Here is a 12,675-nt window from a genome sequence, read left to right on the forward strand (position 1 = left end):
AGGAGCTGCAATGGATAATCTATTTACACCAAGCGCTAAGAGTGTCCTCGTCTTGGCACAGGAACAAGCAAAATACTTCAAGCACCAAGCGGTGGGGACGGAACACTTACTGCTGGCCCTCACCATTGAAAAAAATGGCATTGCCAACAAAGTCTTACAACAATTTTCTGTGACCGACGATGACGTTCGCGAAGAGATTGAACGTTTTACCGGTTACGGTACGCTAGCAAACACGGACAAGGATAGTTACTTGCCCTACTCACCAAAGGCCAAATCAATGTTGGCCTTGGCTGGTGACGAAGCTAAGCGGTTAGGCGCGACTAAGATTGGGACGGAACACTTGTTACTGGCTTTACTGAGTGACGAAACGATTCTGTCCTCTCGGATTCTGAAGAACCTCAACGTGGCCTTACCGGATGCTCACAAGGTCGTTCTACGCAAGCTGGGGATTACGGATACGCCTAAGCGGCGGAATGACAATCGTAGCCGCCGAGCACCACAGGGTGGAACCCCAACCTTGGACTCGTTAGCCCGGAACCTAACTGAATCCGCCAAGGAAGGCCGAATGGACCCAACTGTTGGTCGGGAAAAGGAAGTCAAGCGGGTGATCCAAATCTTGAGTCGGCGGACTAAGAACAACCCCGTCTTAATTGGAGAACCTGGTGTCGGGAAGACGGCGATTGCTGAGGGCTTGGCCCAACGGATCGTGGCCGGCGATGTTCCCGAAGATATGCAGAACAAGCGACTGATGATGCTCGACATGGGCTCATTGGTAGCTGGGACCAAGTACCGTGGGGAATTTGAAGATCGACTGAAGAAAGTTATTGAAGAAATCTACAACGATGGTCAAGTTATCCTATTTATTGACGAACTGCACACGCTGATCGGTGCGGGTGGTGCTGAAGGGGCCATTGACGCCTCCAACATTCTAAAGCCAGCACTGGCCAGAGGAGAACTCCAAACTATTGGGGCAACGACGCTGGATGAATATCAGAAGTACATCGAATCTGATGCGGCTCTAGAACGGCGATTTGCGACGGTACAGGTCAATGAACCAACGAGTGCGGAAGCCTTAGAGATCTTGAAGGGCTTGCGGTCACGCTACGAAGATCATCACCACGTGAACATTACGGATGATGCTTTGGACCAAGCCGTTAAATTATCGACGCGTTACATCAGCGATCGTTTCTTACCAGATAAGGCTATCGACCTGATGGATGAAGCTTCCGCGAAGGTACGTATCGATCAGATGGACAAGCCAACGCCAGCTAGCAAGCAAGCCAAGGAATTGACCGACCTTGCTGCGGCTAAGGAAGCTGCTATCGAGCGTCAAGACTTCGAACAGGCCGCTAAGTTGCGGACGGAAGAAATGGCGCTTCGGCAGAAGGTTGAGGCCCGTGCAGCGAAGGCGGCGGCCGCAGTGACGCCAGATCGGCAATACGCGATCGATGTCACTGGCGAAGATGTTGCCGATGTCGTGGCTGAGTGGACGGGGGTTCCCGTCACGCAGCTGAAGCAGACGGACGCCGATCGTTTGGTTAACCTGGAGTCAATCCTGCATAAGCGGGTCATTGGCCAGGAAGAGGCCGTTTCGGCCGTTTCACGGGCCATTCGGCGGGCACGGTCAGGGTTGAAAGATCCTAACCGGCCAATCGGGTCATTCATGTTCTTAGGACCGACCGGGGTTGGGAAGACCGAATTAGCCAAGGCGTTAGCCGAAGCCATGTTTGGTTCCGAAGACAACATGATTCGTGTTGACATGAGCGAATACATGGAAAAGTACTCGACCAGTCGTTTGATCGGTTCGGCTCCTGGTTACGTGGGCTACGACGAGGGCGGTCAGTTAACGGAAAAGGTTCGACAGAAGCCGTACTCCGTGGTCCTCTTCGATGAAGTTGAAAAGGCTCACCCGGATGTCTTCAACATTCTCTTACAAGTCTTAGATGACGGGTACTTGACTGATTCTAAGGGACGTAAGGTCGACTTCCGGAATACCATCCTAATTATGACGTCTAACTTAGGGGCAACGAAGCTGCGGGATGAAAAGACCGTTGGGTTCGGTGCCGAAGACTTGGCTAATAGTTACCGAGCAATGTCGCAGACGATTCGGGAAACGTTGAAGCAGTCATTCCGACCAGAATTCCTGAACCGGATTGATGAAACGGTCATCTTCCACTCACTGAAGAAGGATGAACTCCACGAGATCGTGAAGTTGATGGCTAAGCACATTGTTGACCGGGTCGCTGAGCAGAACATTAAGCTGAAGATTACCCCAGCTGCCATCGACGTGGTTGCGAAGGCAGGCTTTGATCCGGAATACGGGGCACGGCCAATTCGCCGGGCACTGCAGACACAGGTCGAAGACAAGCTGAGTGAAGCTTTGCTGAACGGTGAAGTCAAGGCGAATGATCAAGTCACAGTCGGGGCGACGCGTGGTGAAATCACGGTTAACGTGAAGGCACCCAACAAGGCTAAGCCGACCGCAGTGGCCAGTCACTAAATTTAAAATGTCTTAACGATAGTGGTGTTTCCTCCAGGTGGGGAGATGCCACTATTTTTCTGCGCGATGACCAGAGATAGCATCGTGGCGAAGTGGGCTGGGGACAGCCTGTTGATGAACGATAAATCACAGGCATTGACCTAGCTGGTGATAAATGAATGTGGTACACTTAAATGGATAATATGGTATATTAGGAAGGTTGATTGGTCGCAATTTTACCGGCTGATCGGAGACATTTTTTAGGTCAGCAGTTATAAAGTAGTGCATAGTATCTGATTGCCATGGGAGCATGGCTAATCAGTAATTGAAGATGCTGAGATGTACGTTGGTTTTGAATCAGTATGACTGTCAATGAAGATCAGCCTAGCCGTAGACGGCACTTTCCGTCTTCAATATATAATATGAAAAAATAAATCACATTCAGAAAGGAAGCCGGCCTGCTCATGAAGAGAGAAGAACAATTGACCCACACCCACGCCGCTATCTTAGCTGCAGCGCGGGAACAGTTTCTGGCTCAGGGTTACCAAGCGACGTCGACCCGCGACATTGCCAAACAAGTGGGAATTACCCAGCCTGCTCTGTATCACCATTTCAGCGATAAGGAGGTCATCTTCCTTGAGGTCATCAAGACCGTTGGTGGTGAGATCAAGACTGGTATTACCGATGTGGTGTCACAGATACCGGCCGACGCGGACCCAGTAGAGGCCCTGACGGCAGTCACCGAGGTGCTTACCAAAGCCCATCCACGAGATGTCTTTACCGTGATTCATGGGAGTTTCAAGTTCCTCAAACCGGAGAACAAGCGGCAGCTGGGGATGGTCTTCATGCAAGACTACCTGATGCCACTGACCAGTTTCTTTGAGACCGGTGTGGTTAGCCTGCAGGATGGCGTTAAGGCACAAGACGCCGCTTCCTTCTACTTGACGAGTCTGAGCCCACTGTTCAACACGTTCCATCACGTGGGGCCTAAGGATGCCTCACAACACGACCAGACACTGGCGCTGGTACGGTTGATTTTATTTGGGGTTGCCGTTAAGAAGTAGAGCTTCTCTATTGACATTTACCCTGAAAGCTAGTACTATATCATTTGTATGCAACTGTGAATTGAAATTGGATGCACCGATATATTGTCCGGTAGCGTCCATTATAAGAAGCCAAAAGCAAACTGTGGGTTTGTTTTTGGATTTTTTTTGCCAAAAATCCGGCTGATTACGCAATTGTAATCAAAATGTAACATTACGGGTTTTGACCAATTTACAGAATAAATAGGAGAGGTGAACAACTTGGCAGGACACTTAGTGAAATACGGGAAACACCGTACTCGCCGTAGCTATTCGCGGATCAAGGAAGTCCTTGATCTCCCTAACTTAATCGAGATTCAGACTAATTCTTACAACTGGTTCCTCGATGAAGGTTTACGGGATATGTTCGACGACATCATGCCAATCGAAGATTTTCAAGGAAACCTTTCGTTAGAGTTTGTTGATTATCAATTACTGGAACCCAAATATACGGTCGATGAAGCACGGGAACACGATGCCAATTTCTCAGCACCACTGCACGTGACCTTACGCTTAACCAACCATGAAACGGGCGAAATTAAATCGCAAGACGTCTTCTTCGGTGACTTCCCATTAATGACGGCCCAAGGGACCTTCATTATTAACGGGGCAGAACGGGTTATTGTTTCTCAATTAGTCCGCTCACCAGGCGTTTACTTCAATGAAGATACTGATAAGAACGGTCGGACTGTGTTTGGCGCAACGGTTATTCCTAACCGTGGTGCTTGGCTCGAATTCGAAACTGACGCTAAGAACATTTCTTACGTTCGAATCGACCGGACACGGAAGATTCCAATGACCGAATTGGTTCGGGCATTAGGTTTCGGTTCCGATGATGAAATCTTAGATATCTTGGGTGACAACGACAGCTTGTCCAACACGTTGGAAAAGGATATTCACAAGAATACCGATGACTCCCGTGTTGAAGAATCCTTGAAGGATATCTACGAACGCCTACGTCCAGGTGAACCTAAGACGGCTGACTCTTCACGGAGCTTGCTGACTGCACGGTTCTTTGACCCTAAGCGTTACGACATGGCTCCCGTTGGTCGTTACAAGACCAACAAGAAGCTCAGCCTCAAGACCCGTTTGCTCGGCTTGACCTTAGCTGAAACGTTAGCTGACCCAGATACTGGTGAAGTTATCGCGCAAAAGGGAACGGTCGTTGACAAGGACGTTATGAAGACGTTGGCACCATTCTTGGATCAAGACGATTTCAAGATGGTTACCTTCCAACCTTCAGACGAAGCAGTCGTTACGGAACCTCTGAAGTTACAAATTATTAAGGTGCAATCACCAGATGACCCCGAACAAGAAGTTCCCGTTATTGGGAATGGGAACATTGATATCAAGCTGAAGCACATTCGCCCAGCCGACATCATCGCTTCCATGAACTACTTCTTCGATCTGCAAATTGGAATTGGGAACACTGATGATATTGACCACTTGGGTAACCGGCGGATTCGTTCCGTTGGTGAATTGTTGCAAAACCAATTCCGAATCGGGTTATCCCGGATGGAACGGGTCGTTCGTGAACGGATGTCTATTCAAGACGCCGCAACCGTAACGCCACAACAATTGATCAACATTCGGCCAGTGGTTGCTTCCATTAAGGAATTCTTCGGGTCATCTCAATTGTCACAATTCATGGACCAGACCAACCCATTGGGTGAATTAACCCATAAGCGTCGTCTGTCTGCCCTTGGACCTGGTGGTTTGACGCGTGATCGTGCCGGATATGAAGTCCGGGATGTTCACTACACCCACTATGGTCGGATGTGCCCAATTGAAACGCCTGAAGGGCCTAACATTGGGTTGATCAACAGTCTGTCCAGTTACGCACGGGTTAACAAGTATGGGTTCATCGAAACGCCATACCGTCGTGTGTCATGGGACACGCACATGGTTACCGACAAGATCGATTACCTGACTGCTGATGAAGAAGATAACTACGTCGTTGCCCAAGCCAACACGCCTTTAAACGATGACGGTTCATTTGCTACGGATACCATCATGGCCCGTGACGAAGATAACAACATCGAAACCAGTGCTGACAAGATTGACTACATGGACGTTTCGCCTAAGCAAGTTGTTGCCGTGGCCACTGCATGTATTCCTTTCTTGGAAAACGATGACTCCAACCGTGCCTTGATGGGTGCCAACATGCAACGGCAAGCTGTGCCATTGCTTGACCCTCACGCACCATTGGTTGGGACTGGTATTGAATATAAAGCTGCGCATGACTCCGGGGTTGCTTTAATTAGCCAACACGAAGGAACTGTTGAATACGTCGATGCACGTGAAATCCGTGTTCGTCGTGCCGACGATGCGCTTGACACTTACAAGCTCATGAAGTTCCGCCGGTCAAACGGTGGTAAGAACTACAACCAACGTCCAATCGTTAAGGTTGGCGATCACGTCGACAACGACGAAATCTTGGCTGATGGTCCTTCCATGGAAAATGGGGAACTTGCTTTAGGGCAAAACCCATTGGTTGCCTTCATGACTTGGCAAGGGTACAACTTCGAAGATGCCATCGGGATCAACGAACGGTTGGTTCGCGATGACGTTTACACGTCGATTCATATTGAAGAATACGAATCAGAAGCACGTGACACGAAGCTTGGACCTGAAGAAATGACGCGTGAAATTCCTAACGTCGGTGAAGATGCCTTGAAGAACTTGGACGAAGACGGGATTATCCGTGTCGGTGCCGAAGTTCAAGATGGTGACATCTTAGTTGGTAAGGTAACGCCTAAGGGTGTGACTGAATTATCAGCCGAAGAACGTTTACTCCATGCTATCTTTGGTGAAAAGGCCCGTGAAGTACGGGATACTTCTCTGAAGGTTCCACATGGTGGTGGCGGGATCATCCAGGATGTTAAGATCTTCACTCGTGAAAACGGGGATGAATTATCACCTGGTGTCAACATGATGGTTCGGGTCTACATCGCACAAAAGCGTAAGATCCAAGTTGGTGACAAGATGTCTGGTCGTCATGGTAACAAGGGGACGGTTTCCGTTGTTATCCCTCAAGAAGATATGCCATACATGCCAGATGGTACGCCAATCGACATCATGCTGAGTCCAATGGGTGTGCCTTCCCGGATGAACATCGGGCAAGTGCTCGAATTGCATTTAGGGATGGCTGCTCGTAAGTTAGGGATTCACGTGGCTACGCCAGTCTTCGATGGTGCCCAAGATACTGATATTGCGGACGCTTTGAAGGAAGCTGGGATGGCTGCTGATGCCAAGACCGTCTTATACGATGGTCGGACTGGTGAACCATTCGATAAGCGGGTTGCCGTTGGTGTCATGAACTACCTGAAGTTGGCCCACATGGTCGATGATAAGATGCACGCCCGTTCCATTGGACCTTACTCATTGGTTACCCAACAACCCCTTGGTGGGAAAGCACAATTTGGTGGCCAGCGGTTTGGTGAAATGGAAGTTTGGGCCTTGGAAGCTTACGGTGCCGCTTATACGTTGCAAGAAATCTTGACGTACAAGTCTGATGACGTGGTTGGTCGGGTTAAGACCTACGAAGCCATCGTTAAGGGCGATCCAATTCCAAAGCCTGGTGTCCCTGAATCATTCCGTGTTCTGGTCAAGGAATTACAATCCTTAGGGTTGGACATGAAGGTCTTAAACGGGAACAACGAAGAAATCGAACTCCGCGATATGGACGACGATGACGATGATGTTGTGAACGTTGATGCTTTGAGCAAGTATGCGCAACAGCAAGAAGAGCAACGCAAAGCGCAAGCTCAGGCCGACAGTGCCAAGACCACACCAGAAACTACGAAAAATGAAAGTCAACCGAACACACAAGACTAATTAATAAGGGAGGTCGCTTCTTTGGTCGATGTCAATAAGTTCGAAAGCATGCAGATCGGGCTGGCTTCACCTGATAAGATCCGTAGCTGGTCTTACGGGGAAGTTAAGAAGCCTGAAACCATCAACTACCGGACGTTAAAGCCTGAAAAAGATGGGCTGTTCGACGAGCGGATTTTCGGTCCTACTAAGGACTGGGAATGTGCCTGTGGGAAATACAAGCGGATCCGTTACAAGGGTGTCGTTTGTGACCGTTGTGGTGTTGAAGTTACCCGTTCTAAGGTTCGTCGTGAACGGATGGGCCATATCGAATTGGCTGCTCCTGTAACCCACATCTGGTACTTCAAGGGGATCCCAAGTCGGATGGGCTTGGTCCTCGACATGAGTCCTCGTGCCCTGGAAGAAATCATCTACTTTGCATCCTACGTTGTCTTGGATCCAGGTAACACCCCATTGGAAAAGAAGCAACTCCTTTCCGAACGGGATTACCGTGACAAGCTTGTAGAATACGGTAGCAAGGCCTTCAAGGCTGAAATGGGTGCCGAAGCCATCAAGAAGTTATTGATGGCCGTAGACCTGGATAAAGAAGTTAAAGAATTAAAAGAAGAATTGAAGGAAGCCACTGGTCAAAAGCGGACGCGTGCCGTTCGTCGTTTGGACATCTTGGAAGCCTTCGTGACGTCAGGTAACCGTCCTGAATGGATGGTAATGGATGCCATTCCGGTAATCCCACCTGATCTTCGTCCAATGGTACAACTCGAAGGTGGTCGTTTCGCAACGTCCGACCTGAACGACTTGTACCGGCGGGTTATCAACCGGAACAGCCGGTTGAAGCGTTTGCTGGACTTAAATGCACCTGGAATCATCGTTCAAAACGAAAAGCGGATGCTCCAAGAAGCCGTTGATGCTTTGATCGATAACGGTCGTCGTGGCCGTCCAGTTGCTGGTCCTGGTAACCGTCCACTGAAGTCTCTTTCACACATGTTGAAAGGGAAGCAAGGACGTTTCCGTCAGAACTTGTTAGGGAAGCGGGTTGACTACTCTGGTCGTTCCGTTATTGACGTTGGTCCTTCCCTCAAGTTCAACCAAATGGGTCTGCCAGTTCCAATGGCTTTGGAATTATTCCGGCCATTTATCATGAAGGAATTGGTTGCGCGTGGATTGGCTTCTAACATTAAGAATGCCAAGCGCCAGATCGACCGTGAAGATGACGATGTCTTCAATGTTCTTGAAGATGTTATCAAGGAACACCCCGTTCTGTTGAACCGGGCACCTACGCTTCACCGTTTGGGGATTCAAGCGTTCGAACCAGTCTTAGTTAGTGGTAAAGCTATGCGTCTTCACCCATTGGCTTGTGAAGCTTACAACGCCGATTTCGATGGGGACCAAATGGCCATTCACGTGCCATTATCTGACGAAGCACAAGCTGAAGCACGTTTGCTGATGTTAGCTGCTCACCATATCCTGGCACCTGCCAGTGGTAAGCCAGTTGTTGCGCCTTCTCAAGATATGGTTATCGGGAACTACTACCTGACCATGGAAGAAGATAACCGTGAAGGGGAAGGTATGATCTTTACCGACCTCAACGAAGCCGTCTTGGCTTACCGTAACGGTTTGGTTCACTGGCACAGTCGCGTCGGGGTTCAAGTCTCTGGCATGACTGATAAGCCATTTACCGATGAACAGCGCGGTAAGATTATGGTAACGACCGTTGGGAAGTTGATCTTTAACAACATCCTGCCTAAGTCATTCCCATACTTGAACGAACCAACCAGCACGAACCTGAACGGCTACGTCCCTGACAAGTACTTCTTGGCACCGGGCGAAGACATTCACGATTACCTGCAAAATGCTGAATTAGTTGGCCCATTCAAGAAGGGCTTCTTGTCCGACATTATCGCTGCCGTTTATCAACAATACAAGGTTACTGAAACCTCTAAGTTGTTGGACCGGATCAAGGATTTGGGTTACGACGAATCTACGAAGTCTGGGTTAACGGTTGGGATGGTCGACGTTACCGACTTGAAGGAAAAGCCAGAAATTATCGATGCAGCCCACAAGCAGGTTTCTACGGTAACGAAGCAATTCCGTCGTGGGTTGATTACCGACCACGAACGTTACGAACGGGTCATTGGGATCTGGAACGATGCCAAGGATGACATTCAAAACGCTCTGATCCACAGTTTCGACCAACAGAACCCTATCTTTATGATGAGTGATTCTGGTGCTCGTGGTAACATTTCTAACTTTACGCAGTTGGCTGGTATGCGTGGTTTGATGGCCGCTCCTAGTGGTGACATCATGGAACTGCCTATCACGTCTAACTTCCGTGAAGGACTGACGGTTATGGAAATGTTCATTTCGACCCATGGGGCTCGTAAAGGGATGACCGATACGGCCCTCAAGACTGCCAACTCAGGTTACCTGACTCGGCGGCTGGTCGATGTTGCGCAAGACGTTATCATTCGGGAAAAGGATTGTGGGACTGACCGTGGTTTGAAGATTCGTGCTATCACTGATGGTAACGAAATGATCGAACCATTGTACGACCGGATCTTAGGGCGTTACACCCAAAAGACCGTCTACGATCCAAAGACTGGGGACGTTATTGTTCCTAAGAACCAAATGATCGTCGAAGACACAGCACAAAAGATTGTCGATGCTGGTGTTGAAGAAGTTACCATTCGTTCCGCCTTTACTTGCAACACTGAACATGGTGTTTGTGAACATTGTTATGGCCGTAACATGGCTACTGGTGACGAAGTTGAAGTTGGTGAAGCTGTTGGTACTGTTGCCGCGCAATCTATCGGTGAACCAGGTACTCAGCTGACCATGCGTAACTTCCATACCGGTGGTGTTGCCGGGAACGAAGATATCACCCAAGGGCTTCCTCGTGTTCAAGAATTATTTGAATCTCGGAACCCTAAAGGTAAAGCTGAAATTACTGAAGTTACTGGGACGGTTGAATCAATCGAAGAAAACCCAGCAGAACGGACCAAGGAAATCACCATTAAGGGTGAAGCCGATACGCGGAGTTACACGTTACCAATCACTGCTCGTATGCGGGTCAGCGAAGGCGACTTCATTCACCGTGGGTCAGCATTGAATTATGGGTCTGTTGATCCTAAGGAAATGCTGCGGGTTCGCGATGTCTTGTCTACTGAAACTTACATCTTAGGTGAAGTTCAACGTGTTTACCGGATGCAAGGTGTTGCTATCAGTGATAAGCACGTTGAAATCATGGTTCGGCAGATGTTACGTAAAGTTCGGATCATGGATCCGGGTGATACCGATGTCTTGCCTGGTACTTTGATGGATATTCAAGACTTCCGTCGCGCCAACTACCAGACGTTAATTTCTGGTGGTATCGCCGCTACGGCTCGTCCAGTTATCTTGGGGATCACCAAGGCTGCCTTGGAAACGAACAGTTTCTTGTCAGCCGCATCCTTCCAGGAAACGACGCGTGTCTTGACCGACGCTGCTATTCGTGGCAAGAACGATCCATTAGTTGGTTTGAAGGAAAACGTTATTATTGGGAAGATTATTCCTGCCGGGACTGGGATGCCAGATTACCGTCAGATCAAGCCCAAGGAAGTTGGCGGTTCGTCAACCGAAGGCGTCTACTCGATCAGCGATTTGGAAAAGCAAATGCAAGAGGATTCACAGGCGTAAGAGCTAAGAGCGTGTAGTAAGGCGCTTAGGTTCTGAGCATTAACGAGAATAAGCTCTCTGGTCGGCAGCTGCCGGCCAGGGAGCTTATTTTTGTTAAGCGCAGGAACCTGCCTTACGGAACGCGTTTCGGAGGTTGCCAGGATCAGGATAGTATGGCGAGAGCAAGTCCAAGCGAACTGAGTATGTGAGGCCAGTAGCAACTGCCGGCTAGGAGCCTTATTTTTGTTAAGCGGAAGAATCTGGCTAGCGGAACGCGTTTCGACCAGAGTGTGAGTGAGGGCGGTTAGTCCTTGAGCATTAACGTCAATAAGTGCCAGTTCGGCGGAGCCGAGCCGGTGCTTATTGGGGTTAAGCGGAGGGGACTGCCCGAGGGAACACGTTTTGGAGGTTGCCAGGACCAGGATAGTATGGCGAGAGCAAGTAAACGCTCTGAACAAGAAACCAGCAACATCAGTCTGCTATTAAAATACGTCTTAAAAACCAGTAGCCATCCAACAAAGGATAACTACTGGTTTCTTAATGAAGCTGAAAATTCTGAGACAATATTACGCTTTCGTAATGGGTAAATTAAATAGAGAATCTGCTTCGCGTTCCTTAGCAGCTAGCCATTTTTGAAAGGCAGGGTCCTGATCTCTTCGGGCCATTTGTTCTTTTTCAATCGTTGTTAAGGCACGTGTCTCCGGCTCATCAATAACTAGGACGAGTTTTTGGTCATCTTCAGTATTTTTCATAGTGTACGGCTCCTTTGGCGTAAACGTAATCGGTGGCACGTAACTTGGCTTCTTGACTCGGCCAACCAGCGGCTTTACCGGCAGTATACCAAAAGTGGAATATACTATCTACTTTGGGCCCTCCAACGGGGATTGAAATTACTTGGACAGAAGCATCGTGACCGATGACAATACTACATGTGACTGATGGTTCATCGACCTCATAAGCATCTTCCTTCACGCCACCAGCCACCACCAAACCGCGCTAACTACCAAGTCAGGAAGAAAAGCGATTCTACCACCGGCACGAGCTCGCCAAAGTCCCAGCAAACAAGCGACCACCAGCCAATGTGCAGTTGCAGTCACACCCCAGAGTAAGCCATAGCTGGCCATCATTTCTAGGTCGCCGTCACCAATGACGGGATGGTGCCACCGTGGCCAGAGTTGGTGAATGCTTAGTAAGCAGGCACAGACGAGTAGCCAGACAATGGGAGAGTGGTGCCAAAGTGAGAGCGCAGTTGCCAGCCAGCTCACCCAGCCGGGAAAGGTTTGTGTTTGCCAATCGCACAGGGCGGCGAATCCCCAGAGTCCGAGCCACAGGACCATTAGAAGGCTGGCCCAGTCGGTCACGGTGGTGGCTAATAGGCCAGTAGCGACTTCCACGATGATAGTAACCGCTGGAATCGTTACCCCACAGATCTGACATTTTCCCCGCAGTAAAGCGTAGCTCAAGACCGGGACTAGTTGCCAATAAGCGAGGGGCGTCTGACAAGTGTCACAGTGGGAGGCAGGGAACAGGTAGGAGTCACCAGTGACGTAGCGACTAGCCATGGCGACCAGTAGAGATCCTAGACAACTGCCATATATAAATAGAACGCAAATTGCAAGAACAAGTTAG

6 protein-coding genes are annotated in these 12,675 nt (G+C 49.3%); 4 read left to right on the forward strand and 2 right to left on the reverse strand.

All coding sequences use genetic code 11. The features are described 5' to 3' along the window. The first annotated feature begins 10 nt into the window (after positions 1-10). The 4 genes from FD07_RS08345 (at position 11) to rpoC (ending at position 11,067) form a co-directional block, all read left to right on the forward strand. On the forward strand, positions 11-2,500 hold the full coding sequence (locus FD07_RS08345; RefSeq protein WP_020089835.1) for an ATP-dependent Clp protease ATP-binding subunit: 2,490 nt from the start codon (positions 11-13) through the stop codon (positions 2,498-2,500). A 443-nt stretch (positions 2,501-2,943) separates the two neighbouring features. Then, positions 2,944-3,543: a TetR/AcrR family transcriptional regulator gene (locus tag FD07_RS08350; RefSeq protein WP_020089834.1), complete on the forward strand. Its 600-nt coding sequence runs from the start codon at positions 2,944-2,946 to the stop codon at positions 3,541-3,543. A 240-nt stretch (positions 3,544-3,783) separates the two neighbouring features. After that, entirely contained in the window at positions 3,784-7,398 is a 3,615-nt protein-coding gene (gene rpoB / locus FD07_RS08355) for a DNA-directed RNA polymerase subunit beta (RefSeq protein ID WP_020089833.1), read from the forward strand. Between the two features lie 21 nt (positions 7,399-7,419). After that, positions 7,420-11,067: a DNA-directed RNA polymerase subunit beta' gene (gene rpoC / locus FD07_RS08360; RefSeq protein ID WP_020089832.1), complete on the forward strand. Its 3,648-nt coding sequence runs from the start codon at positions 7,420-7,422 to the stop codon at positions 11,065-11,067. A 545-nt stretch (positions 11,068-11,612) separates the two neighbouring features. Here rpoC and FD07_RS08365 read toward each other — a convergent pair. Continuing rightward, positions 11,613-11,798, reverse strand: a complete 186-nt coding sequence (locus tag FD07_RS08365; RefSeq protein WP_020089831.1) for a hypothetical protein — start codon at positions 11,796-11,798, stop codon at positions 11,613-11,615. A gap of 216 nt (positions 11,799-12,014) precedes the next feature. Continuing rightward, the gene (locus FD07_RS08375; protein ID WP_027826002.1) at positions 12,015-12,659 is read right to left on the reverse strand and encodes a prepilin peptidase; all 645 of its coding nucleotides are present in this window, start codon (positions 12,657-12,659) and stop codon (positions 12,015-12,017) included. Positions 12,660-12,675 lie beyond the last annotated feature (16 nt).

Source organism: Levilactobacillus parabrevis ATCC 53295 (assembly GCF_001434055.1).
Taxonomy (GTDB): Bacteria; Bacillota; Bacilli; order Lactobacillales; family Lactobacillaceae; genus Levilactobacillus; species Levilactobacillus parabrevis.